The sequence below is a fragment of the Virgisporangium aurantiacum genome (genome assembly GCF_016863635.1).
Lineage (GTDB): Bacteria > Actinomycetota > Actinomycetes > Mycobacteriales > Micromonosporaceae > Virgisporangium > Virgisporangium aurantiacum.
Genome location: NZ_BOPG01000076.1, coordinates 106,728 through 131,011 on the forward strand (window position 1 = coordinate 106,728; position 24,284 = coordinate 131,011).

24 protein-coding genes are annotated in these 24,284 nt (G+C 69.4%); 17 read left to right on the plus strand and 7 right to left on the minus strand.

Annotated elements, in window-relative coordinates:
* The first annotated feature begins 143 nt into the window (after positions 1-143).
* Both Vau01_RS48805 and Vau01_RS48810 read left to right on the plus strand, forming a co-directional pair.
* Positions 144-1,562, plus strand: a complete 1,419-nt coding sequence (locus Vau01_RS48805) for a hypothetical protein (RefSeq protein ID WP_239152519.1) — start codon at positions 144-146, stop codon at positions 1,560-1,562.
* Entirely contained in the window at positions 1,559-2,704 is a 1,146-nt protein-coding gene (locus Vau01_RS48810) for an ARPP-2 domain-containing protein (protein WP_204007800.1), read from the plus strand. The genes Vau01_RS48805 and Vau01_RS48810 overlap by 4 nt, the downstream gene beginning before the upstream one ends.
* A gap of 530 nt (positions 2,705-3,234) precedes the next feature.
* Here Vau01_RS48810 and Vau01_RS48815 read toward each other — a convergent pair.
* Positions 3,235-4,008 (minus strand): hypothetical protein, encoded by a 774-nt coding sequence (locus tag Vau01_RS48815; protein ID WP_204007802.1) that lies wholly within the window; start codon positions 4,006-4,008, stop codon positions 3,235-3,237.
* Positions 4,009-4,263: 255 nt separating this feature from the next.
* On the opposite strand from Vau01_RS48815, the gene Vau01_RS48820 reads away from it, so the two are divergent.
* The gene (locus tag Vau01_RS48820) at positions 4,264-4,785 is read left to right on the plus strand and encodes a contact-dependent growth inhibition system immunity protein (protein ID WP_204007804.1); all 522 of its coding nucleotides are present in this window, start codon (positions 4,264-4,266) and stop codon (positions 4,783-4,785) included.
* 322 nt (positions 4,786-5,107) lie between these two features.
* On the opposite strand, the gene Vau01_RS48825 is transcribed toward Vau01_RS48820, so the two are convergent.
* Positions 5,108-5,641: a hypothetical protein gene (locus Vau01_RS48825; RefSeq protein WP_204007806.1), complete on the minus strand. Its 534-nt coding sequence runs from the start codon at positions 5,639-5,641 to the stop codon at positions 5,108-5,110.
* Positions 5,635-5,976: a contact-dependent growth inhibition system immunity protein gene (locus Vau01_RS48830; RefSeq protein ID WP_204007841.1), complete on the minus strand. Its 342-nt coding sequence runs from the start codon at positions 5,974-5,976 to the stop codon at positions 5,635-5,637. Before Vau01_RS48830 ends, Vau01_RS48825 begins: the two co-directional genes overlap by 7 nt.
* Before the next feature lie 396 nt (positions 5,977-6,372).
* On the opposite strand from Vau01_RS48830, the gene Vau01_RS48835 reads away from it, so the two are divergent.
* The 3 genes from Vau01_RS48835 to Vau01_RS48845 all read left to right on the plus strand — a co-directional run bounded on the left by Vau01_RS48835 (position 6,373) and on the right by Vau01_RS48845 (position 9,043).
* The gene (locus tag Vau01_RS48835) at positions 6,373-6,840 is read left to right on the plus strand and encodes an RNA polymerase sigma factor (protein WP_204007808.1); all 468 of its coding nucleotides are present in this window, start codon (positions 6,373-6,375) and stop codon (positions 6,838-6,840) included.
* Positions 6,837-7,595, plus strand: a complete 759-nt coding sequence (locus Vau01_RS48840; RefSeq protein ID WP_204007810.1) for a DUF4232 domain-containing protein — start codon at positions 6,837-6,839, stop codon at positions 7,593-7,595. The genes Vau01_RS48835 and Vau01_RS48840 overlap by 4 nt, the downstream gene beginning before the upstream one ends.
* A gap of 647 nt (positions 7,596-8,242) precedes the next feature.
* Entirely contained in the window at positions 8,243-9,043 is an 801-nt protein-coding gene (locus Vau01_RS48845) for a hypothetical protein (RefSeq protein WP_204007811.1), read from the plus strand.
* 27 nt (positions 9,044-9,070) lie between these two features.
* Here Vau01_RS48845 and Vau01_RS48850 read toward each other — a convergent pair whose 3' ends face one another.
* On the minus strand, positions 9,071-9,283 hold the full coding sequence (locus Vau01_RS48850; protein WP_204007813.1) for an HAD hydrolase family protein: 213 nt from the start codon (positions 9,281-9,283) through the stop codon (positions 9,071-9,073).
* A gap of 243 nt (positions 9,284-9,526) precedes the next feature.
* On the opposite strand from Vau01_RS48850, the gene Vau01_RS48855 reads away from it, so the two are divergent.
* The 4 genes from Vau01_RS48855 (at position 9,527) to Vau01_RS48870 (ending at position 14,205) form a co-directional block, all read left to right on the plus strand.
* Positions 9,527-10,153 (plus strand): hypothetical protein, encoded by a 627-nt coding sequence (locus Vau01_RS48855; RefSeq protein WP_204007815.1) that lies wholly within the window; start codon positions 9,527-9,529, stop codon positions 10,151-10,153.
* A gap of 443 nt (positions 10,154-10,596) precedes the next feature.
* Positions 10,597-11,109 (plus strand): DUF6000 family protein, encoded by a 513-nt coding sequence (locus tag Vau01_RS48860; protein WP_204007817.1) that lies wholly within the window; start codon positions 10,597-10,599, stop codon positions 11,107-11,109.
* A 461-nt stretch (positions 11,110-11,570) separates the two neighbouring features.
* A complete protein-coding gene (locus Vau01_RS48865; RefSeq protein WP_204007819.1) occupies positions 11,571-12,068 on the plus strand; it encodes an RICIN domain-containing protein in 498 nt (165 codons plus the stop codon).
* Between the two features lie 286 nt (positions 12,069-12,354).
* Positions 12,355-14,205 (plus strand): hypothetical protein, encoded by a 1,851-nt coding sequence (locus Vau01_RS48870; RefSeq protein WP_204007821.1) that lies wholly within the window; start codon positions 12,355-12,357, stop codon positions 14,203-14,205.
* A 17-nt stretch (positions 14,206-14,222) separates the two neighbouring features.
* Here Vau01_RS48870 and Vau01_RS48875 read toward each other — a convergent pair whose 3' ends face one another.
* Positions 14,223-14,639: an acyl-CoA thioester hydrolase/BAAT C-terminal domain-containing protein gene (locus Vau01_RS48875; protein ID WP_204007823.1), complete on the minus strand. Its 417-nt coding sequence runs from the start codon at positions 14,637-14,639 to the stop codon at positions 14,223-14,225.
* Positions 14,640-14,682: 43 nt separating this feature from the next.
* The gene (locus Vau01_RS48880) at positions 14,683-15,129 is read right to left on the minus strand and encodes a hypothetical protein (protein ID WP_204007824.1); all 447 of its coding nucleotides are present in this window, start codon (positions 15,127-15,129) and stop codon (positions 14,683-14,685) included.
* Between the two features lie 527 nt (positions 15,130-15,656).
* On the opposite strand from Vau01_RS48880, the gene Vau01_RS48885 reads away from it, so the two are divergent.
* The 4 genes from Vau01_RS48885 (at position 15,657) to Vau01_RS48900 (ending at position 18,461) form a co-directional block, all read left to right on the plus strand.
* Complete coding sequence (locus Vau01_RS48885) at positions 15,657-16,562, plus strand: hypothetical protein (protein WP_204007826.1); 906 nt, start codon at positions 15,657-15,659, stop codon at positions 16,560-16,562.
* A gap of 130 nt (positions 16,563-16,692) precedes the next feature.
* Entirely contained in the window at positions 16,693-17,265 is a 573-nt protein-coding gene (locus Vau01_RS48890) for a hypothetical protein (RefSeq protein ID WP_204007827.1), read from the plus strand.
* 635 nt (positions 17,266-17,900) lie between these two features.
* On the plus strand, positions 17,901-18,089 hold the full coding sequence (locus Vau01_RS48895) for a hypothetical protein (RefSeq protein ID WP_239152524.1): 189 nt from the start codon (positions 17,901-17,903) through the stop codon (positions 18,087-18,089).
* Between the two features lie 234 nt (positions 18,090-18,323).
* Positions 18,324-18,461 carry a hypothetical protein gene (locus Vau01_RS48900; RefSeq protein WP_239152526.1) on the plus strand — a complete coding sequence of 46 codons (138 nt, stop codon included), beginning with the start codon at positions 18,324-18,326 and terminating at the stop codon, positions 18,459-18,461.
* A 152-nt stretch (positions 18,462-18,613) separates the two neighbouring features.
* Here Vau01_RS48900 and Vau01_RS48905 read toward each other — a convergent pair whose 3' ends face one another.
* The gene (locus Vau01_RS48905) at positions 18,614-19,624 is read right to left on the minus strand and encodes a methyltransferase (RefSeq protein WP_204007828.1); all 1,011 of its coding nucleotides are present in this window, start codon (positions 19,622-19,624) and stop codon (positions 18,614-18,616) included.
* A 144-nt stretch (positions 19,625-19,768) separates the two neighbouring features.
* On the opposite strand from Vau01_RS48905, the gene Vau01_RS48910 reads away from it, so the two are divergent.
* The 3 genes from Vau01_RS48910 (at position 19,769) to Vau01_RS48920 (ending at position 24,244) form a co-directional block, all read left to right on the plus strand.
* Entirely contained in the window at positions 19,769-20,884 is a 1,116-nt protein-coding gene (locus tag Vau01_RS48910) for a LuxR C-terminal-related transcriptional regulator (protein ID WP_204007829.1), read from the plus strand.
* A gap of 47 nt (positions 20,885-20,931) precedes the next feature.
* Positions 20,932-21,855, plus strand: a complete 924-nt coding sequence (locus Vau01_RS48915) for a leucine-rich repeat domain-containing protein (RefSeq protein WP_239152528.1) — start codon at positions 20,932-20,934, stop codon at positions 21,853-21,855.
* Between the two features lie 202 nt (positions 21,856-22,057).
* Entirely contained in the window at positions 22,058-24,244 is a 2,187-nt protein-coding gene (locus Vau01_RS48920; RefSeq protein ID WP_204007830.1) for an Hsp70 family protein, read from the plus strand.
* Positions 24,245-24,284 lie beyond the last annotated feature (40 nt).

A 24,284-nucleotide genomic window follows, 5' to 3' on the forward strand; every position in this document is an offset into this window, starting at 1 on the left:
CGATCGCTGGTGCTCGACGGTGGTGGGTACGGTGGCAGGGCCGGCCGCGGGACTCCGGTGCGACTTCCGGAACCCACCTCTGAAGTGATGCTTCGCAGTTCGCGCCCCTACTCCCCGGCCGGCGCCAACGTATGGAGAGGTCCATGACGGTGCTGTCGGCGCACGACCGGGTGGCGTGCGAGGACGTGGTGATGTTCGTCAACGCGGCGATCACCTCGACCGGCCAGCGGGAGTTCCACAGCGGCGCCGGCGAGCAGCGGATGTCGCTGGCGTTCCTCCACGAGTACGTGCTGGGCAACTACCGCGAGCTGTACGCGGCGACGCTTGCCCTCGACCTCAACGACTTCAACGCGGCGCTCATCGCGACCAACCTGTTGCGCACGGCGCGGCAGGTCGACGCCGACACCCGCCGGCACGAGGGCCGGCTGATCGCCGCCCGGCTGCGCCTCCTGCCACCCCAGCGGGTGTACGGGCTCTTCCACGACCTGCGCCGGCACGGCGTCAACAATCGGCGCACCCGCGCGATCATCCGGGAGTGGGTCACGGCCCGGCCGGATACCGCGTTCGATGCCGTGAAGTACCGCCGGTCCCTGGCCGTCACCGCCCGGCACGCGCACCTCGCCCTGCCCGACGAGGTCGGCACCGCGCTGTTCGCCTGGCGCGGCCGAAAGCGGTACGACACCCCGATCCTCGAGTCGTGGCGGCGCGCCCACTACGACCGGCAGGCCCTCTACGACCTGCCGTACACCGTCGCCGAAGGACTCGCCGCGACTCACGGCATCGACCGGGCGGCGTTCCTCACCGGGATCGCACCCAACCTCACCGCGCGGGAACGGCTACGCCTGCAGGGCGCCGCCGACCGCGCCGACGTCAGCGCGGTCACCGTCAACCTGGCGGGCATGCCGCTGACCCGGCTCGCGCTGTACACCCTGTCGCTGCCCCGTTCCGAGCGGGCGCGCCGCCGCGACGAGCTGACCGCCGCGCTGCGGTCGGCAGCCCGGCGCGCGGCCGGGAGGCAGAGCGGCCGGTGGGGGCACACCGTCGCCGTCCTCGACGACAGCTACTCCGCCTCCGGGTCGGCGGTGAAGCGCCGCCGGCCGCTCGCGGTCGCGCTCGCCTCGCACTACCTGCTGGAGGCGCTCGCCCCGCGGTACACCGGTATGTGGCTGCACCACCGCGGCGATCCCCTGCTCGTACATCCGATCGGCGCGACCGGGCTCGGCGAGCGCCTCCTCGACGGCCTCGACCAGCGCCCCGACCGACTCGTCGTGGTCTCCGACGGCTGGGACAACGCCCCCGCCGGGCTCGCCGGCGAGGTGCTGCGGGTCTGGTGGGAGCGGCTCGACCCGGCCCGGCGCACCAGCGTCGTGCACCTCAACCCGGTCTACGACACGGCCACCTTCGACGTGCGGCGGCTGGCACCCGGGGTGGCGACGGTCGGGGTCCGCGACGCGGAGGACGCGGCCGCGCTGGTCGAGCTGGCCCGGTTCGGCACCGGCCGGGCGACGTTCGCGGAATTGCGCGCCCACCTCACCGACCGGGTCGAACGGTTCCTGTCATGACCAGCCTTGCGGGACTCGTCGCCGGGCCGGCGCAGGTGTGGGGCGGCGTCCGGCTCGTGCCGTTGCTGCGGCCCGAGCCGATCGTCGACCTGCGGCTGCATCCGAAGCTGTTCGCCACCGCAGGCCTGTCGGTGGTGTCGGTGGCGCCGCGGACGGCATACGTCGCGTACGTGCCGCACGCATTCGTGGCGGCCTGGACCGGCGACGGGTCCCCGGCCGCCGCGTACGGCACCCAGCTGCGCCCCGCCGACGTGGCCGACCCGCCGCTGAGCTGTTGCCCGCTGCAATTCACCCGCCGGATGGCCCGCCGGGAAGACAAGCAGCGGCTCCGGTTCCTGCCGCTGCACCTGGCGTTCGAGGGCTATCTTGCGATGCAGTTCGGCGGCCCGCCGACGGTGTGGGCGGAGTGGAACCAGCGAGCGATCCGGGAAGGGCTCTCCCCGCGCAGCGAGGCCGCGTACGCCGGGACGGACATCCCCGGCCTCGACGATGCGCTGCGCATCTTCGAGATCCACCCCGACCAGTGCGGCGTCGCCGTCTACCTGGCCGACGCGCTCGCCGGGATCTTCGTGGTGCCGCATCCCGACGACTACCGGCTGCTGCACCCCACCCTGTTGCTCGACATGTACGGCGAGCTGATCCACCAGTACGCACTTTTCTACGACGAGGTGCCGGACTTCCGGCCGGCGCTCGACGCCGCCGCCGTGGCCACGGTCGCCGACCTGCGCGACCAGGTCACCCAGGCGCACCGGGACTGGCGTTCGTTCCACTCGGTGATGGCCGGTGGCCTGCTCGGCGTGCCGCCCGGCACGGTCGAGACGGTGTACCGGATGGGTCGGTTCACCCTGTCCCGGTTCCTGCCCACCTTCCGCGTCGACACCGACAACCACGTCGGAGAGACGATTACCGACGAGGACGGGCAGGTGGCCTACCTGAAGACGTTCCGGCTCTCGGCGGCGCAGGTGCGGCGTGGTCACCTCCTGGCGACGCTGGCGGCGAACGACTGGCACCTCGACGCCACCGCGACCGCGCTGACGACCACCGGGGACGGGCTGATCGGGCGGCTCGACCGGGCCGGCTTCGGCGACCTGCTGCGCGCCGACATCATCGACGCGTTCCGCAACCGCTCCCGCCGCCGATAGCCGCTCCCCGCCGACAGAGCTCGACTGGTCGATCGAGTGCACGCTTCTGCCGCTCCGTTGGTGTGGTGGTCTACGTGCGGCGTGACGCACGGTCAGATTTGGCTGCCTTCACCGCTGCGGGGTGTTGACCTGTGGTCGGATCAACTCGTGCTGGTGCGGCGATCGCGCTTGCCTCGGCCAGACCTGCTTCCTCAACTCCGGCTTTCGGATCTTCTTGCGGTGGTGCGACGAGCTGAGCCTGCAACCGCTGACCGCGGCCGGGCCGACATCGAGCGGTACCTGCGCTGGCTGCCGGCGACCCGCCTCTTTGCAGCCCTCCACGGCACTCGCCTGCGGATCACGTCCGCCGGCCGCCAGTCAGCGGGTCAGTAGGGCACCGTATGGAAGTCCAGGTGTGGGGATGTCTGGCCCACAGTCCGGGCTCTGGCCGAGGCGTCGGCGAGGCGTGCTGCGCCGACACAGTGCGCCGGCTGGGCTGGTCCCCTGTCCGTCGCGGCGACCATGTCCTCGATTGCTGGCCGTCGTCGCCGTCACGGTTGTGGGCTGGTGGCTCGCTGCAGGATGCCGTTGGCCCATGACCCCAGGTGCTGCGACCTCGGGTCGCGGACGTTCAGCAGTCCGTGCCCGAGACCGCGGGCCTGCCGGGCCACGGACTGCACCGCCAACGCGAGGGCCGAGTCGCGGCGCCACCCATCGAGGTAGTCGACGGCGTCGCACGCCGCGAGCACCTGCGCCGCCGTACCGGTGGCGGGGGTCGAGCCGTGAGCGGCCAGTGCGTCGTCGAGATCGGCGGTTGCGGCGGCGTCGAGCATGCCGCGCAGTCCCTCGCCCCAGCCACCGCCGCTGTGCCGCAGGTGCACCAGGTTGCCGTCCAGGCGGGCGATGAGGTCCGTGAGCCGGTCGCCGGGTCGTGGTGGAGGTGTCAGCATGTACGGCGCGCCGGACACCTCGGGGTCGGCCAGGTCGTGGGTCAGGTTGCCCTTGGTGAAGCAGAAGGCCTCGCCCGTCGCGGCCGACAGGACCGCCACCTCGATGCCGACCCGGAGGGTATAGGCGTCGGGATGGTCGTCGATGGCCAGGTGCAGCCCGACAGGATCGAGGAGCACGGCCGGATCACCGGCCGCGTCGAGGTCGGCCGCGAATAGGTAGTCCAGCGCGGGGAGCGTGCCGACCCGGTTGACGCACAGCGCATCCTGCCACCAGTCGGCGACGACACTGTCGACGACCCAGTCGCGCAGGGCGGGCAGGACCCGGGTGGCGAGCGCGTTCATGTCGAGCATGAACAGCACCGTCGAGTAGCCCATGCGCGTCAGCGTAGGCGCGGCCGAACAGCGTCGCCGGTCAATTTGCGAGGTCGCCGACCACGGCGCCCTCGTACGGCCGTCGATACCGGGGAGGCCCACGGCCGCCCGGGCAGGGTCAGCAAATCTTCGAGCACCCGCCAAGTGGTCCGAACACGCCAAGCCCTGTGGGCGGATTGCCGCTGTCCATGCGCGGCGTCTGGTTGTCGACGCACTGGCTGGCACGCCGGTTCGGCTGTTACCTTCCCGGGGTGTCCAATGCTGATCAAGGGACTCGACATGCCGGGCTGGGCGGAGATCGACGAGCGCCGCGGGCGCTTGTACATCATGAGCTGGTCGGCGATGCGGCACGGCCGTCGAGCCAACGGCTGGGTTCGAGTCGTTGAGCGGAGTGTGCCGTCGCAGGAACTGGGTTTTCTGGTTCGTGAGGCGCTGGCGCAGTCCGGTACCGATGTGCCGATGGTCAACTTTCAGGACCCTGCCCAGTCTCCGATGACTCCGTTGCTGGACGCCGCAGGTGTCAAGTCCTACCAGGGGTACGCCCGGAGCATGCGCGCATGCTTAATCGACTTTGATGATGTTCAGCAACGGTTCCTGATTCGTCCAACCCGAAACGAGTCGAGAGACGGGCTTGTAGATCTTCCCGACGCACAGATCTGGCTGCCCGCAACGGCGAACGACGCTGAGGTCGGCGAGGCCGTCCTGCAAGGCATCAAGCGGTCGATCGGACGGTCTACCGGCGTTCGGCGCGGAAGCGGCGTGGACGCTGCCAAGGTGTGACGACTCCCGCGCTGATTTGCTGCCGTCAGTGCGCTGGATGGCATCTCGTCCACGGCGCGCCATGTGATCACGATCGGGCGCAACTCGCCCGTATCGTTCGTGGCGGAGTCGGCTGCCATGAACCCGCAAGGATGGCGGCCGACTCCTCGATCTTGTAGCTTCCGGAAGGTCCGGGTCATGGTCGTTCCACCATGCCGATGTGCCCGCACCCGATCACGGTAACGGTGAAAGGAGACCGAGAGATCATCTTTTGGATGCAGCGACCGCCACCGGCTTGTCGATGCTGTGTCATCATGCTGCCGTGGCTGAGGAGCGGGCTGGCCTAAGCAGCATGGTCGACGACATCGTCCGGGCCTGCCAAGCGGAGGAGCACTGGTGGCCGGACCCCGACAAGTGGGCCTCGCTGCACGGCCTGGCCGCTGACGATCCGCAGTCCATCACGGTGGGCCTGTCGTATCTGTGGGCCTCGTTTATCGAGTATCCGAACGTATTCAAGCCGGCGGTGCCGGCCGTCCGGTACGTGGTGGCGCTGCTGGATCGCAAGCTGGGTGGCGATACGGTGATCCGGAGCCCGGACGGTCGACTCCGGCCGTTGCGAGGCCACCTGCTGACCTGGTTGTCGGATGTGGCCGATGCGGTCGGTGACCTCCGCGTCCGCGAGTTCGTCGAGCTCGCCGGATACTCGCCGCTGGAGTCCCCGACTTCGGCGTGGCACGCGGTCCGGCAGCTCCGTTCCCAGATGTACGATGCCGCCGCCGCATTTTTGGACGACCCGCACCCCGGTGTTCGGCAGGAGGCGATCACCGCGGCGGTGGTGCTCGTGCGAGTTCCAGAACTGGCCGTCCACCGTCAGCACGTCGCCGCCGCGGCGCGAGCATTCCTGGATGCCTGCACCGACCCGGTGCGCAGGCGATGGGCGGATGAAGCATTCCACGAGTTGAGCCCGACGTACGTCGCCGACGAAGCGGTGAGGCGCCATCGGTTGCCCGGCAGGGTGACCCACGTGGACGACGGCAGCCCGAGGACCGTCACCAACAGGTCTCCAGGATAGAAGTCGCCTTCGGCGAGTGGGTTGTCCACAAGCATGTCGACTGCCAGCGGTAGCAGGATGGGCACTGCTTCCCGTGCGTCGCAGTGCCGTACAGCGTCGAACCAGAGCCGAGCTGTCGGACGGCGGGTCACCCACTCCATTTCGTCGGCCTGCTGAATCGTGGTCACCTCCTGACCGGAACTGATCAACCGGCTTCGGGAAGCAGGGCTCTCGCGTCGTAGTGATCCCGCGACCGGATCTGCCGCGATTGGTGCTGGTCGCCGATCGTGGAGCAGAAACAGTCGCCCGTCCTTGCTGACGACGATTTTGTCGGACGCGTCTCGGTAGCTGCACCTTGAAGTGCCTTCCGAGACGGACGGGACCCTGGACAGGTCCTATCGTTCCAGGTCAGAAGGCTTCGTGTTCCCGCACACGTAATCAGCCGCCTGAACTGAACGGCCTGGGGGGCACTGTGTGTCGTACGGCACAGCGATCGGCGAGATTCGTCTCAACCGATCCGTCGCGGCGGCGTCGTAGACGGTGTGGAAGGCAGGGGCATGGAGCGGTGGCGGGACCTGTTCGTCGCCGAGTACCCGCGGCTGGCGGGCTGGGCGCGTCGCCTCGTCGACGACGAAGAGACCGCACAGGAGATCGCCGCGGAGGCGTTCACCCGGCTGATGGCCCGCTGGCAGCGTCCGGACAACCCGCACGCCTTCCTGTACAAGGTCGCCACCAACCTCGTCCGCGACCACTGGCGGCGCGACGCCCGGCGGCGTCGAGCCCTCGTCACCGTGGCCGGGGGACAGCGGGACGTGACCGTCGCCGGGGTCGGACACGACGCCGAACTGCGGGCGCTGCTCGCCGAACTCACCGATCGGCAGCGCACCGCAGTGGTGTTGCACCACCTGGCCGGCTTCTCCGTGCAGGAGGTGGCCGAACTGGAACGCCGCCCGGAGGGCACCGTGAAATCCGACCTGTACCAGGCGCGGCAGCGCCTGCGGACGTTGCTGGAGACCCAGCCATGAGCGATCACTTCGACACCTGGCTGGACCGGCAGCGGATCGAGCCGCTGGCGCCACCGCCCGGCGCGTTCGAACGCGCCGCGCAAGGCGCCGCCCGGCGCCGGCGCCGCCGGGCGGTGACGGCCGCCGGGGTCGGCGTGCTGGTCATCACGGCCGTCGCGATGGGTTCAGTTTCGTGGGGACGCGAAGCGGCGCCGCCGATCGGCCCGGTGCCGACGGACACCAGGACGGGCACCACGACGGCCGCGGAACCCCCGCCGTCCTCCACCCCGAGCGCCGCCAGTTCACGACCGACCCCGTCGGGGAGCGGGACCGGTCGGGCCGACGTCGCCCGGTGCACGGTGGCCGACCTGCGGGTGACCGTCGAGGCGGACCCGCGGCCGTACGGCCCTGATCACTACGGCATGAAACTGGTCCTCACGAACATTGCCCCGCAGCGGTGCCTGCTGACCGGGTACCCGCGCGTGGCGTTCGCGCAGGGACCGGACGGCCCAACGGTCGGCGCGGACTTCACGCGGACGCCGAGCGCGCGGCAGCTGGAACTGCGGATGGCCCAGGGCGCGGCTGGCGAGGTGTCGATGCGGCTGGCCCGAGCCGGCACCTACGACCCCGCCGCGTGCCGGCCAGCCCCGGTGGCCGGTTTCCGGGTGTACCCGCCGGAGCAATCCGAGTCGGTGTTCGTGCCATATCCGACCGAGACGTGCTCCGTCCCGGGCGTCGACCCGCCGACAATCATGCCGGCAACCCCGTCGGTCTGACGATCCAAGGTCTGCTGCGCACATCTGCCGTTGCGACACGATGTCACACCTTGTGAGTGGACTCTCACCAGCGACCGTGAACGTCCGCCCTGGCGGCATCGAGGTGTGGCTCGACCAGGCCTCGTCGTGCTACGTCATCCGGCACCGGACGAGCGGGTCGCGATCGTCGACGCGCTCGGACTCACCGCGCTCGGACTCACCGCGGACGACCTGCATCCGACCGACGCGCCACGGATCGCCGCGCCCGGCGACCACGCATGCTGGCGCTGGTCCACGGCCGGTCGGCGCTGCTCCGGGTCTGCCCACACCTCGGCAGGCGGCGGCGCTGTCGATGCGGGGCCGCAGGCTCGTGGTCAGCCTGTCGTGGTCGTTGCGAGCGGCGACGTCCGCCGCGATGCTGCCCTCACTGCGCCCGCAGCCTGGACCAGCGGCGGGCGGATTGTGCGATAGACGCTTGGGCGAATGTACGAAACATGTACACGGTCTGACTATCGTCCCAGCAATCGCAGAACTCGGGCGCTAGAGGGACGTCGAACCATAACTCCCCCTCGTGTGCGCAGGTGCGGCTGCGCGACGACGGTCGGTCCGCGCCGGCCATGAGCGGCTATGAAATCGCCATATCCGAATGGTGACAACGGGGGGAATTCATGACGCAGCCGGGGCAACCGTACGAATGGTACGAGGTGCCGCCCACGGGTCAGGAGTACACGGGCCATCACAACCCCCAACCGCCGTACTCGGCGCAGCCCTACAACCAGCCTTATTCGGCGCCTCCGCAGCCTTTCTACGAGCCCGGATATCCGCAGCCGCAGCCGCAGCCGCCTATGCCGCCGCGGCACAACAGCGGCCTGATCGCGCTCATCGCCAGCCTCGGTGTCCTGGCGGTCGTGGCGGTCGCCATCGTGATCGTCGCGGTGGTGCGCCGCAGTGACGACCAGCCGTCGGCCGGGCCCGCCACGACCAGTTCCGGGGCCGCCACGACCGCTCCCGCCCCGGTCGGTCCGGTGGACTCGTGCCTGGTAGGAAACTGGAAACAGACGACCTACAGCTCCCCGTTCGACCTGAGCAGCATCACCCTCGACGGCAAAAAGATGGGCGAGGTCAACCTCAGCGGCAGCGGGCGCACCTGGAAGATCACCGTCGACGGCAAGGGCACCGAGGACTGGAGCAAGGCGCAGTACACGGGCAGGACGGCCGACGGCCACAACGTCACGGCGACCTTCACCGGCAAGAACGAGTGGACGCTCAAGACCGCCAACAACCAGATCCTGTTCACCTCGACCGGCAGCGACGTGTCTATCACCATTACGGTCGACGGCAAGCAGCAGTTGAACCAGTCGGTCAAGCCATTCAACAACCCGCTGCCCTACGAGTGCTCGAAGAACTCCTGGACCGCCAAGTCGCTGACCGATCCCGACGCCAACACGATCTACCAGCGCGCGGACTAGCAAGGTCGGGGGGCTTGATCAATCCGATCACGACGTATGCGGGGCGTTGAGCCAGGCGGCGAAATGGGGCAGCACGGCCCGCAGATCGGTCGTATCGACCTGTACATGAGCGGCTGCGCGCGCCGCTGGTGTTGCGTTGAAGGCGATGGTCAGCTCGACGGTGGCGAACAGCGGTAGGTCGGAGCGACCATCGCCGACGGCGACGCACCGACCGAGGTCGACTCCCAGCTCGGTGGCCACGCTGACGGCGTAGTCGCGCTTGCAGCGCCGAACGACTCACCGCCGTCGTGGCGACATTCCGCTGCTGACCCACGACCAAGGCGGCCGGCACGACGCGCGGCCGGTCGGGTACGGGAGCGCCGGGCGCGACGGACCGGCCCGTCCATCAGGAGGATTGATCCAGTCATTGTCCAGTCGGGGTCCAGCGGATCCTGCCAACCTGTCGATGTCGATCAACCCCGTCCGACCGGAAGGAATCGGTACATGGCGGTCATCAGTAGGAAAGAACCGGGGCGCCGCAGTGTCGGCAGGCGTCTGGGTTGGCTCGGTCTGGTCGCGGTTCTGGTGGCGAATCTCCTGACGGTTGCGCTGGGTGGCGCACCCGCCAGCGCGGCCGGCATCGCCTGTCCGGACGTTCAGTGGACGCTCGTCGGCGGGCGCCCACCCAACTGGCGCGGCCACGTCTACACCCTGTACACGGTCACCCCGACGTTCAACGTGAGCGACGCACGGACGGTGATCAACGGGCTCGACACGCCGGCGTCGGCCACCTTCACCTCACAGCAGTCCCGCACATACTCGCTGTCTGTGACGGCCGGCTTCAGCGCGTCGTTCTTCGGCTTCCTCACGGCCAACGTCAGCGCGACGATCGTGCAGAGCCGCACGACGTCGATCGGGGTCTCCGCGACAGCCACGGTCCCGGCGCACGGCCGGGTCGACGGCCAGTACGGCATCGAGGCGTACAACATCACCTACACCGCGCACCAGTACCGCTTCATCGGCTCGAATCTGCCGCCCCCCGGCAAGAAGAGCTGCATCGACGAGGGCATCCAGTCCGGGACGACCAACGCACCCACCTACGTGGAGGGCTGGCGGCTGACCGCCGGGTAGCCACATCTTTCGTCTTCTCGTCGTTCGTCGGGAGCCCGGAGTTTCTCACTCCGGGCTCCCGTTCGCGTGCGCACTATAAACCAGATGGTTGACAGAGCCGGACGCAGGACGCTGGCCCTCGGCGCTACAGCGGCCAGCCCAAGCCCCTGTTGTTCGGGCTGCCGTCCACGCCGACGCGATCATTCCGCCCGGTGGTGGGTGGCCGTCAGTGGGCTTGTGCTGGCCGGCCAGGTCAGCGGGAAGGGCAGCGGCCAGCGTCCGCATCGAGACGCCGTGCGACCGCGCTTGCGCACGCCGCCAACAAACGCGATGTCCGCCGCAGCGGCTTGATCAGGTGTACGGACAAGCCGCTGGCCGGTTGGCAAGTTCGCGGCTGGGTTGGTGTTGAGGGGACGGGGCTGCGTAGTGTCGTGGATCGGCCGTCGGATAGCTGTGGGGCATCGATGAACGAGATCGAGTCGACCTTCGTGAAGCCGTTCTACCTGAAGATGATGGGTCTGAACGCCCTGCGCACCGCGGACGATCTCTGGGCGGACCTGATTGCCGCCAGTCGAACTGTCACAGTGCGCGAAGTCAGGTGGATGCTGCGGACGGGTCATTGGCGGCCCGTCGTGATGGGGGCGTGGTTCAGCGTGGCCGTTACGGCCGAGCCGGTACGCGACGATCTGATGGCAGCGATGTCGCAGTCGCGGGGTTCGTTGACGGCGCCACCCTTGGCCGCGGCTGCGACGCTCGTGGCTGGTACCGCTGCGGTGCCCGCCATGACTTCCTACATCGAGTTCATGACGGCGTCGGCGTTTCGCGACGGATCGGAGAACGTCGTGGCCGCCGCTGTCGAACACCTGCGCGGGGAGGTCGCGATCGTCCCGACCGATGAGGGCCGCCGGGCATTCCTCGGCATCCATGACGTCGCGATTCGCCTCGGCGACGCTGTGCGTGCTACACGGCCGCACTGATTGCCGCCGACCGAGCGCGGTTCCATCGATGACTGTTGCGGTTGCGGTGAGCGGGCTGTTGTCGCCCGTGGGCGGTCCGGCCGAGGAGACTCCGCCTGCCTAGTCGAGTGGCTCGGCCCGACCGGTGTCGTCGTCCCGGCAACGGGTCCGTTTCGATAATTGCCGACGCCCTCGACGATGGCGTCCCTGCCGAGGCTTGGCGCCTGCAGCTCGGCCGCCTTGCGCATCAATTCTTGCGTAGTGAACGCGGTCTTGTCGTCGGCGCTGACCCGTACGTTCCGCTGCGATCCACCCTTCGGGCCGAACGGGCTCAGGGCGATGCCGAGGCGGTGCCCGCGATCCTCGGCTGATCCCGCCGATACACGGCGGTCGGAAACCCGATCAGCTGCATCATCCGTCGTCGATCAGTCATCGTCCCTCGGGTCCGCCGCCCGAGGGGGCGGCCGAATCGAGGAGGACGAATGACGATGAGGATCCGGACCGTCGCGGCGGGCGTGGTCGCCGTGCTCATAGCCACCCTGTGTGGCTTCTTCGGGGCCACGCCGGCCCAAGCGACCGACGGTCCGTCGTGGAACCCCACCCGGGTCGTCAACGTGGCGACCGGCAGATGTCTCGACGGCGACGCGCTGGGACGCGTCTACACACTGGGCTGCAACGGCGGCCGGTACCAGGACTGGTACGTCGGCCAGGAAGCCAACTGGCGTGAACTCGTCAACGCGGTGACCGGCCGGTGCCTCGAACCCAACTACTTCGGGACCGTGGTGACGCTGAACTGCACCACCAACTCGAACCGGAACCCCACGTTCGTCGTCCTACCCGCGGGCGGGGCCGGCCGCTACTTCCTGATGGCGATCTCGGGGGCGTCGGCGGGCAGTTGCCTCGACAGCAACGGCGCCGGCAACGTCTACATGGCGACCTGCAACAACGGCGACTATCAGCGGTGGCGACTGCCCGACTGACAGTGAGGATGGGTGGCGGGTCGCCCGGAGGGTCTGACTCACCGACTGACCGACGTTGCTGTCCTTCTGGCGATTCGTCGACCGGTCCGGGCGGCCCGCTTCTGTACGTCACCGGCTGGGCCTTTATGACCTGGCGGTGCTGCTCCCCGTTGCTCCCACCCGATCCGGCCGATTCCGCAACGAACACCCGGCCTCGATCGACGGCGCGCCCAACCGTGGGCCCTTGACCGGCTGCGCGCTCTTGCCGATGTCCGGATACCTTGTCACATTGCGCGCCGGGAGACTCTTGAGCAAGGATCAGGCTCATGACGTGTGGGAAGGGCGCCCTGCGCCTCGCGGTGTGAACAGCCCGGCGCCGGCGATGTCGCCGGACGGCTGGAAGTGGTTGGAAACGGGCGTTGTCTCAGGTGATCTCCTGGTCCCTGGCAATCATGCGCGGTCCTGGATCTTCAACACGGTCCGGGCTGACCGGGACGGGCCGCTGACCCATCGTCTGCTGACCTTGACGACGGATGGTCGGGCATCGGTGCGGCGGACAATTTTCGAGTTGCTGGTCGAGTTGTGCGTCCAGCAATCCGACTGGCCTGTGGTGGCAGACGCCGCGGAGTCGGCCCTGAGCGACGTGGATCTGCCGGTTCGGTGTACCGCGGCGGTGTTACTGGTGCACCTGGTCGAACCCGGTCGGGCCGTGGCGGTGTTGAACGCCTCAACCGATCCGGTCGTCCGGATCGCCCTCATGCACGCCATGCTCCGGCGCAAGGTCCCGGAGTATCAGGCGGTTGCCGAGTATCAAGCGATTCTGAGTCGCCTGCGGCGGGACCCGGTTTCGGCTGTTCGGCTGCTGGCCAGCATCGCGGTGGTCAGCAGGGACGACCCGGCGGCCTGGCCGGCGTTGGACGCCGCGATCCGGGCCGATCTCGAAGCCTCCATCGGTGTCCTTAACACGCTGGGATCCCATTGCGCGGAGACGGCGGGTGAGCTCTGGGCACGGGCGCTGACCGGTCTCGACCGGCTGCGGGACTGCTGTGCCTGGGCCCATCGGCTGGCGGACCCGGCCGAGAGCCCACAGGTCAGGCTCGAAGGCGTACGGATGGCGGTCGCGGCGATGCGTACCTGGCGCGCCGCACCCGGCCGGGTGGCGCCGATGCTGACCGGCCTCATCGGGGAACATCCTTCCGAGGTGCGGTCGGCGGCGCTGAGAGCGGTGGCGTCGTCGTTGACCGCTTCCCGCCTGGCCGCCGACGACCTCGCGGCGATTATGGACGACCCTGAGCTCGGCGCGGTGGCCGCCACCGCGCTGGGCTGTGTCGGCGACCACCGCGCGGTGCCGCACCTGGTCCGGCTGCTGCTCTCCGAGGGCACCGAGCCCCGGCTGGCCGCGGCTTTCAGGGCGGTTGCCCCGGCCGGTGCCGACCCGCAGGCGCCGGTGGCCGCCGCTCGCCAGATTCTGGCCGCGCTTCCGGATTCGTGCGTACCTGAACTGCCGATGCGGGTGCTGGCCGCGTTCGGTCCGGCTGCGGCCGCAGCCGTGCCGGAACTCATCGCCCGGCTTGAGGGGGCCGAGAACGACACTCCGGACTGGGCGTTCTACGTCCTGGGACAGATCGGCCCAGCCGCCGCAGCGGCAGTCCCGGTGCTGCGGGACTATCCGACGCAAGGCGCACGGTCAGCCCTTCTCAAAATCACGTCGGACCGGGCCGTGGCCGAACGGTACCTTGCCGGATGCCCGGAAGAACCTCGCCGGGGCCGCTTCGCATCGGAGCTACTGACCTGGCTCGCCGAACACGGCGGACTCACCACCCGCCAGCACAAGCAACTGCGGAGCCTGTTCAGACATCCCGGATTCGAGCAGGTGGAATCAGCCGGCGCACTGTGGCTCCACGAAGGTCCCGCGGTCGCCGATGAACTGCTGGCGGTCCTGCCGAAATACCTGACCGACGACCAACGCGGGCCCGGGGCGTTGCGGGTGATCACGGCGATGGGGTCGCATGCGCGGCCGATACTCGACCGGCTGGATCAGTTCATCGCATCCCGGCGCCGAGCGGAGTTCAATATCGGCGACGACGACGCCGAGATGCGCGCGGACGAAATGTTGCTCGCCGCCATGATTGCCGCCCGCGAGCAGATCGCCGGATAACCCCGCAAGACAAGGGTCTAGCCACCGCGTCGGCGTACTCTTCTGCCGGCGCCGGCTGGTCGCCGAAGAGCCGACCCGACCGTTCGGCGAGGAACTTCCGGGTGTGGCGCCAGGCGTCGGCCCGGGCGGTCGAGGCCGGGGTCACCGCCGTGGTCGACGGTCACCCCGGCGGCCGACCGAACCGAGACGGTCGTAGGCCCGCACGGGGGCGCGGCAATGAAATGGCCCGCGCCGGGGTACACCACGTGCTCGTACGACCGGCCGTGCGCGGCCAGCTCCCGCGTCAGCAGCACGGGTCCGTTGGTCCGCTCGACCGGGATCGTCGCCGCGGCGGCCACCTCCGGCGTCAGGCCCGGTTCGAACGCCATTCCCAGCCGCACCGGCGCGCCCTCGGCCATGAGCCTCTCCAGTTCCGGGGTGACGACCGTCGGCACGTACGGCAGCGGCGCCCCGCCCCACGTCCAACTCGTGCCCTGATCAGCACCGGCGCGCCTGGATCTCGAAGCGCCAGGGCCGCGCCATGTTCTGGATCGACACCTCGTACAGCCCGGGGTCCCTGCGTGTGCCCCCGTACTGCCACGACGAGCCGTTCCAGAAGAAGGAGTCGACGCAGAATCCCGGGCCACCGATGTAGAAGCCGCTCGCGCACTTCCAGCCCCAGCTGTCCGTACGCGTTCCGACCGACAGGATGCGATCGTAGCTGCCCAGGTCGTACTGCCCGTCGAAGCTCTTCACGACGCCGACGCCGACCACGCTGGTGTTCGCGTTGAAGATATAGCTCATCAGGGTGGTGGCCGTGTCGCAGGGATCCGCGGCGACGGCCGTGCCCCCGCCGCTTTCCACAGCGACGGCCTGGAACCGGGCAACGGGCGCGGCGGATGCCGTACCGCCCGGTACCAGACCGCCCAGTGCCAGTGCCGCCACCGTCGGGAGGGTCAGCCTCACGACCCTTCTCATGCACGTCCTCAGGTCCATTGCACTCCTTCGATCGCCGACGAATCTCCGGCGAACCTATGACCGGCGCGCTTCGGATCGGCTTCATCCACGGAGCTGACCTGAATCCGGCCCGGATCCGGCGGGAAACGCGGCGGGCGTTGCGTCGGGGTACCGGACTGCTGCCAGTCGGAGCGGGCCGCCCCCGAGGTCTCCACCGAGCCGGCGGGGTCGGGTGCGCGCACGCTCGCGCCCGCCCCGGAACAGGCGGTCGGTGACCCGCGGGAGCACCGATCTTCCGCCAGTCGGCAACGCCGCGATGGCCCGTCGGCCATCCCAATGGCAGGTCCGGGAGTTGCGACGGCATCGGCGGGCGCCGTTCGCTCGCGTCTCGGTCATGCCGAATTCAGCACATCCGATCGTGCGGTTGGCGGCCCCTCATGCTGGTCGCGACGGGCGCGTACGGTCCGTCGCACAGGCGACAATTTGGCGCCGGCCGCCCGTCTAGGTTGGTGACCATGGCCGGCGCCGCGGGACGGGACGTGGACCCGTCGATCCTGCGCGACGTCGGCACGATCGTCGTCCGGCAGGTCAGCCCGGACCCGTCTGGGGACGGCCATTCGGTGGTGGACGCGGACGTGGTCTCGGCCAGCAACCGGGGTGCCGTCGTGCGCTGCCTGTTCCGGGCGAGGCTCGCCGCCGAGCTCGCCGCCGTGATGCCGGGCAACGACGTCCACTACCGGCGCGTCCCCGGCGGGAACGACCTGCTGGTCGACCCACTGTCGTCGAGGGTCACGCACGAGCTAATGGACTCGAGCGTGCTGAACGAACTGCGCTTCGAGCACCTGGACCACCACCCGGCGCTCGCGGACACCGCTGATTTCCCGCCGTACAGCAGGCGGGTGTGGACTCGCGCCGCAGTGCCGATCGAGCGTCCCGCCCCCGGCGAAGGTGTCATCGTCGAGCTGCGCAAGCGGCTTGGCGTGTACATCAACGCCCATCCGATGGTCACCACCGGCACCGCGTCGAGCGACAGCCAGGAGCACTGGCTGTTCGGCCCGCGAGCCTGTCGCTACGTCCTCGGCCCGGACCTGACCGCGGTCCGTTTCTCGCCGGCGATGGGCCACGGCGACCGGGTCGGGGGCGCCCGCATGACCGTGCGGCCGTTGCGCGACGCGACACCGTTCACCGGTTCGGCGTCCGGCCGAGCCGCCGACGTGCTCGCCTACGACCGGCCGGTCCGCCGCCTGCAGGTCGAGGCGGAGGGCCCGGTGGTCGTGTTCCACTACCCTGACGGCACCGGTCGCCGCTCGCTGCTGAGCGCCCGTGGACTGTACCGGGGCCATTTCCCCGTCCCGCCCGGCCCGGGCTTGCTGGCCGTCCGTGCGATCCGCGGCGACTGGTCGGTCCGGCAGGTCGATTGACGCCTGCCTCAGGGCACACCGGCCAGGTCCCGTCCTGCCGCCATGATTATGTCGCTCGTGCTGCTGCTGTGCGCTCATCTGCAGCGCCGCGCGCCCATCTGATGTGTTGCGAACCGGATAAGATCGAAGCATGTGGGGGAACAGAGCGCTGACGATTCGTGAGGCGGCCGCAGTGATGGCGGTCCTCTGGGCGGTCGGGGCGTGTCTGTTGGTGGCGGCCTGGCGCAGCGGCATCGCTGAACAGAGGGCGAGCCGTGCGCCCGTCTGCGCCGAGGGTCAGGAGTTCACGCCGGTCTACTGTCAGGTGACGCTCGATGGCACGATGACCGGGCTTACCGCCGATAAGGCGGACGTGGATGTTGCGGGGCGACACATCACCGCAGAGGTGTCGCTATCGGGCTCTAAATCGGACGTTTCGGGAGTTGCAGTCCGTGTGACCATGTATCGAGGCAAGGTCATCCACATTCAGGGCGAACGATTGAACTTCGATACCGAGGACGCGCCCGCAACACGCCGCTGGAACCTCCAAAACTTCGCCGCAGGCGCATTCCTCATCGGCTTTTTCCTTGCCCCCGTGAATGTTGTGCTGGGATTGCTGCAAAGGCCATCAGGCGGCGCACAGTGGCTGCGGTTGTCTCTGCCGGCCGAGCTTCCGTCGCCGTCGCGCCGCGCGGACATCCGCACCGAGTTCAGGCCCTGGTGAACCCGGGTCTCGGCGCAGAGTGCACGATGTGACCCGCGGCGTCGTCAGCGACCTCGACGCCGCGCTCACCGCCGCATACGGCCAATTGGCGCGCACACGTGCTTGGCGTTGACGTCGTAGTCCCACCGGTCGATCTGCCGTTCGTCGTTGTCCCAAATGGGCCAGCCGGAACGACCGACCAGGGTCTGCCCGTTGCCATCATTGGCGATCGGACGTGGATCAAGGCGTCGCGCCTGACCTGTGCGGCCTGCGGCACCCACTGGCTGATCCAGCGCTGCGGGTCCGCCTGGAGGAGCCCGCGGCGCCGGCGCACACGGTGATCGAGGCGGTGACTATGCCTGGCGAATTCCTCCTCGGCGGAACCGGCGCGGGCAAGTCGCTGCTCATCGAACTCGTCCGGTTCTTCCTTGACCAGCACACCGACGCCGGCGACTGCCCCACGTCCGAAAGAGGTCGCTCTCCAGGAATCGCCCTGCTGCACACCGTGCGCGCCGTTCGTCAACGACCCGCACTTCAGCGACTGACCTCGGAGCGCGACCCCCGGTGCCCGCAGACACGCACATCCCCGCCGTCCGCGGGGTCGGTCAGGGGCATCGGTGTAGCAGTGGCGGATTAACGTCGACCGGGAGGCGGAAATGGGCGAACAACCGGACGTGCGTGGCGACGCCCCGACCACCGACGGGCCGCCGTCGGACACTCTGGATGCCCAGGAGGCGCATGGCGGCAGCATGGCTCCGGGCCTCGTGGACGAGACGGGGCATTTGATCGCCGAGCCGGCGGACGGAGGGCGCGATCACGGCGAGCCGGGCGGCCAGAACGTGTAGTACCGCGACCTGTACCGCCCGCGCGACCGTCAGCCGCAGACCTTCTTGGTCTGGCGTGCCGCGGCCTCCATGAGCGGCGACACGCGGCCCATAGCCGATCGCCGATTGCCTGGTGGGCGGCGTTAGACGAGGCTGCCGGGGATGCGTCACCAACCGGGCTGGTAGTTGGCCCTGTCGGCGGTGATGACGGTGCGGTCGTCGGTGTCGTCTGCAGCGTCTGCCAGGCGAATCGCGGTGAACCAGACCGTCGAAGGCGCCGGTGAGCACGTCCAGACAGCCGCCCAGATGGCACTCGACACCGAGACCATCGACGGCTACCTCGGGTACCTCAACGACGGGCTGTACGTCGCTCGCGCGTTCGACTGCGCCTGACTTCTCCGCAGTTCAGCGCCAGCACTTTCCGGAGGGCTGGCGCTGACGTCGCCAGGAGCCGACGTGACCGACCATCAACGCGCCGTGGGAGGTGCTTGCTGGGCCGTACTCGATGGCCCGACCAGTATCCTGCGACGAGGAGTCGTGGCGTGTCAGGCCGCCTTGGCGGTAACAAGGGAGATCGGACCGGCCAAGGGCGCTGTTCCGGTGTAGCTCCAGCCGGTGGCGGCGAGCCACGCCGCGCTCTCCTGGACGCTGTAGACGTCGCCGTCGTTGACGTGGATAGCGAACTCCCCGGCCATGAGTGCGGCCGGCAGTGGCTGGGTGTGGGTGGGGTCGGTCCAGAAGTCCGCGAGGAGCAGGCGTGCGCCGGGCTCGGCGACCGCCCGGATGGCGCGCAGGACTGCCTGGTTGGTCTCGGGCGTGAAGTAGTGCACCACGTTGGCGAGCAGGAATGCGTGGTGGCCGCGTGGCAGGTCGTCGGTCAACAGATCCCCGGCAACAACGCTGATCCGGGTGGCGAACCCGGCGGTACGGAGTCGTTCCTCGGCGACTGCGGCGACCCCGGGAAGTTCGAAGACGGTCCCGGTGAGATCCGGGTCGGCCTGTGCCAGTGCCATCGCCCATGAGCCGGTGCCACCACCAATGTCCAGGACCCGGCTCGCCGGCGGCAGTCCGGCCGCAGCGGGCAGGGCTCGGCAGGCAGCTGCGGTGGCGGCTTCGATACCGGCCGACATGATGGGCACGAGTTCCTCGTCAATGTCGAACACTTGGCTGGCGGGCCGGCCACGGCCGAGCGCTCCGGCGAGGTCGGTCCAGACCGGATAGCTGAGCCGGTCCCAGAACTTCAACAGTGGACGCATGTCAGCCGGGGTAGCGCCGGACAGGAACGTCGCCGCGACCGGCGTATTTGCGTAGCGGTCACCCTGCCGCTCCAGCAGACCGAGCGCGACCATGGCGTCGGCGCTGATCCGGGCGGTGCGGGCGGTGAGTCCGGTACGGGCGGCGAGGCCGGCAAGGTCGACCGGCCCTTGACCGAGCGCCTCGAACAGGCCCAATTCACTGGCCGCGAACAGGTGCTTGCTGGCCATGAAACCTTGGGCGAGCTGGAAGATCCGATCCGGGTCCACGGCGTCGTGGCTGTGCGCGTCTGTGTTCGTCATGACCTGAGCCTGCGCGGGACCGTGCCGCTCAGGCCATCCCAGCATGCTGGGTATTCACCCGTGGGAGGGGCCAGAATCCTGGGATGCCGGTGCGGCCGGCGAAACCCGTAGGCTGCGGAAATGGCTGGAGCGTTGGTGCCGCGAGTGCGTGATGACATCGCGCGCCTGGACTCGCATCAGCTCACGTGGGTGGAGTACACGACGGCCGTCGCCGACCTGCTCCGGCCGCTGATCGCGTTCGACGCCTATTGCTGGCATACGGTCGATCCGGGAACGATCCTGTTCACCGGCAGCGTCAACCGCAACATCGGCTGCTCCGGGTCGTGGCTCGCCCACCACGAGTACGTGGTCGAGGACGTCAACAAGTGGTCCTTCCTCGCCCATAGCGGACGGATCGTCGGGGCGACCAGCATCGACACCCACGGCGACCCCACCCGCTCGACCCGGCACCGCTCCCACGAGTCGTACGGGTTCGGCGATGAGCTTCGCGTGTCGCTGGTCGTCGACGGCGTCTACTGGGGCGCGGCGGCCTTCCTCCGGCGGGCCGACCAGCCCTGGTTCACCGAAGCCGAGGTGCGGGCGTTGTTTGCACTAGCGGAAGCGGTCGGCCGCGGCCTGCGCCGCTCCGTCGTCACGCAGCCTGCCCCAATCGCGTCGGCTCCGGCCAACCCCGGGCCGGGTGTCGTCGTATTCGACGAACGTGGCCAACCCGAATCCATCTCCGAGGCCGCGCAGCGCTGGATCGGCGAGCTCGTCGAGGACCCGCCACCGCAGCGGCCGAGCGAATCGAAGATCGTACAGGCGGTCGCCGTCCGGGCCCGTCTGATCCCGCCTGGCACCGATCCGCTGGAACTGTCCGCACGTGCACGCGTGCGCACCCGTGCCGGCACTTGGCTGCTCATGTACGGCACCAAGCTCAGCGGCGGTCCCGGCGGCCGGACCGCGGTCATCATCCACCCCGCCACGCCCCAGGACGTCGCGCCGGTGGTCGCACTCTCCTACGGCCTGACCGACCGTGAGTCGCAGGTGGCCATGCAATGCATCCAGGGACGGGCCACGAAGGAGATCGCCCAAGCGCTGGCGATGTCGCCCTACACCGTGCAGGACCACCTCAAGTCCATCTTCGACAAGACCGGCGTACGGACCCGCGGCGAACTGGTCGGCCAGATCTTCCTCGACCACTACGCGACCCGCTGGGAAGCCCCCGCCAGCACACCCCCAGGCCTCCTCGTCCGAGCCATCACAGCCGGCACCCCGTAACAGCCACGAGGACCAACGCCAACGCACCAATCTGCCGCATTCCGCTTGTGGACCTCCGCCGGGCCGGTTTTACAGCGCCGCGCGCCGGGTGCCCACTCGCGGCGTGCCGCCGCCACCGCTGTGCCGGGAACACACCGACGCAACCGTTGATCGATATGGTCTTCGTTGTGGCGGACAACGAGCACGGACCGCAGCTGTGGCCCAATCGCTTCGCCGACGCGGTCGGCTCGCCGGGCCCTGGGCTCAGCCGGGATCAATGTCGGTGTGTCGGCTACTCGGGGCGGACCCGAACCGACGAGGTGCAGTTCCATCGCGACCGGCAGGACACGGCGAGCGAGGGTTGGCAGCATCTGCTCGCGCTTGTCGACGAGGCCGCGGCCGACGGTCGGCCGGTCTTCAAGCCGTTGGTTGGTATGAGCGCCGTCGAGCGCCGGCAGGTCGTCACGCTTCCGCCCACCATTGTGAAGTTGACCCAGGTCCGGCATTTCGTCCTGTACGGGTCGAATCTGGTTCGGATCCCACCCGAGATCGGGGCGATGGCCGGCCTTGAGGTGTTCGAGCCGTACACGTCGCATCGCCTGCACTGGTATCCGTACGAGCTGACCAGATGCACGAAGTTGCGCGACAGCACAGTGAGTACCCGCGTTCTGTTCGGCAACTTCAAGCACCGACCGCCGTTTCCGGCCCTGCGCCCGATCACCACTGCTGCGGACACCGACTTCGACGCACTCGACCCAGGCGTGTGGGGAGCTGACGCGGTCCGCACGTGCAGCGTCTGCGACAGGCAAATCGGGGATCAACTGCACCAGGTCTGGATCTCCCGGGCCGTGGGCACCGATGTCCTGCCGCTACTTGTCAACGCATGCTCGGCTGCGTGTGTGGCGGCCCTGCCAGCGTCGGCGCCCGGTTACGTCCCGACACCCCACACCGGCGGACCGGCCATCACCCAACCCGACGCGCACTACCGCTGACCGCGCCCGCTCCCCCACCCGTGAGGATGTCGGGCCGGGCCGAGGTAGTGGCCGAAGCGCTCGGCCACGAGGTCGGCTACGGCGTCGGCGTCCAAGGGTCCGTCCACCGCGAGTACGCCATCGGATCTCCCGTCCCATGAAACCGTCCGGGCGCGGTCGAACGATTCCCGGTCCAGGCGTGGCGTCCGTACCATTGACCGCCGTGAGCGGGTTCCGGTTGGGTGTGGACTTCGGGACCTCCACGACCGCAGCGGTCCTGCGCAGGCCGGACGGTGCGGTGCGGTCGCTGATCGTTGACGGCTCGGAGCTGATGCCGTCAGCAGTCTGCCGGGATCCGTCCGGTGTTCTGTTGACCGGTCGCGATGCGTTGCACGCCGGGCGCAGTTTCCCGGACGGGCTGGAGTTGAATCCCAAGCGCTGCGTCGACGACGGTGTTGTCCTGCTGGGCGGTGCCGAGATTCCGGTCGTCGACCTGTTCGTGGCGGTGTTGCGCCGGGTCGGTGACGAGGCGCGACGGGCGGCCGGTGGGCGGCTGTCGGGAGCCACGATCACGTGCCCGGTCGGTTGGGGTTCCGGCCGCCGGCAGGTCCTGGTCGCCGCGGCATCCGCGGCCGGTCTGGACCCGGTGGTTGTGGTCCGCGAGCCGGTCGCGGCCGCCGTCCGGTTTCTGCGGACGGGTGACCTGCGCATCGGCGGCCACCTGCTCGTGTACGACCTGGGCGCGGGGACGTTCGACGCGTCCGTGGTTCGCCGTACGCCCGACGGCTTCGACATCATCGCCGACCGCGGCCTGCCCGACACGGGCGGCCTCGACATCGACGCGGCCGTTGTCGATCACCTCGGTGCGGCCTATGCCGCACGGGATCCGGGCCGCTGGGAACGGCTGATGCGGCCCGCGACCGACGCCGATCGGCGGGCTGCGCGGCAGTTCCGCGACGACGTGCGCACCGCGAAGGAGATGCTCTCACGCACAGCGTCGACGACGGTGGCCGTTCCGCTGTTCGACGACACCGCACCGCTCGGGCGCGAGGAACTGGACCGGTTGGCGCTGCCGGTGCTGGAACGGACGATCGCTGCTGCTCACAGCGTGCTCGACGACGCCAGGGTTCCCCGCCCCGACAGAGTGCTGCTCGTCGGTGGAGCGTCGCGGACGCCGCTGGCGGCTACCCTGCTGCACCGGGCTTTCGGGGTGGCGCCGACGGTGCTCGACATGCCTGAGCTGGTGGTGGCCGAGGGCAGCGTCGACGCGCAGCCGCTCGCCGACCTGGCCGCCACGGAGTCGGGACTCGGCCCGCTGCCCGTGCCCGTCCCGCCGACGGTGTCGCTGGTCAAGTCGGCGCCGCTCACGTCGTCACCTCGAACCGGGGACCGTGACCACCGCGGACGCCGCGCCTTCCTTGCGGCGGCCGCCGGAACGCTCGTTCTCGGCGCGGCCGCGACATGGCGCCTTGCCGTGACGGGCCGGACCGGCGGCGGTGCGCGCCGGGCTGCGGTCGTCGCCGGCGCGACGCTGACCGGGCACACCGACCGGATCCAGGCGGTGGCGTTCAGCGGCGACGGTCGGCTCCTCGCCTCGACCGGCGACGACCGAACGATCCGGATCTGGGATCCGGTGACCGGCGACGCCGTCGCAACGTTCGGCCCTGACTTCGAAAACGCCTCGTCGGCGCAGATCGCCCTCGACGAAACCGGTGGACGGGTCGCGGTGCGGTACGACGGCACGCAAGGGCCGCGAATTCAGGTGTGGGACGTGGCGTCCGGGCGGATCGAGTCCACGTTGACCGGTGCCGTAGCGGTGACGTCGATGCAGTTCGTCCCGCGCAGCGACACGCTCGTGTCGGTCCACGACGACGGGCAGATCCGGTTGTGGGTCGTGCGGGAGGACGGCGGGCTCTGGACGACGCTGGGCACCGGCGCCCGCTTCGCCGAGCGGGTCGAACTCAGTCCCGACGGGCGCCAGCTCGTCGCCGGAGTGCACTACGCGACCAGCCCGGAACGGGTCACCGTCCAACTGTGGGAACTCGCCACACACACGATGACGCGCAATATCGAGGGTTACCGCGACGGCGGGATCAGCCCCGGCAGCACCATGCTGGCGCTGACCACCATCGACGGCGCGCTGCACCGTTGCGACCTCGCCACCGGCGCGATCACCCCACTGTCGACCGACAAGCTCGGCGCCTCGGCCGCATTCGTGTCCGACGAGTTGATCGTGCGCACCATGCAGGCCAATCGTGGTCGGCCGCAGTTGTGGGATCCGGTCGACCGACGCATGGTCGCCGAGATACCGGGCGACGGACCGGTCGCGGTCCGACCGGGAAGCGGTCAGGTCGCGGCACTGACTCCGGACCGAAGGGCGATCACGGTGTGGACGACCACCGAGGCCTGACATCGCTCGGCAGTACGGGCCCAGCTGTGCGACAAACATT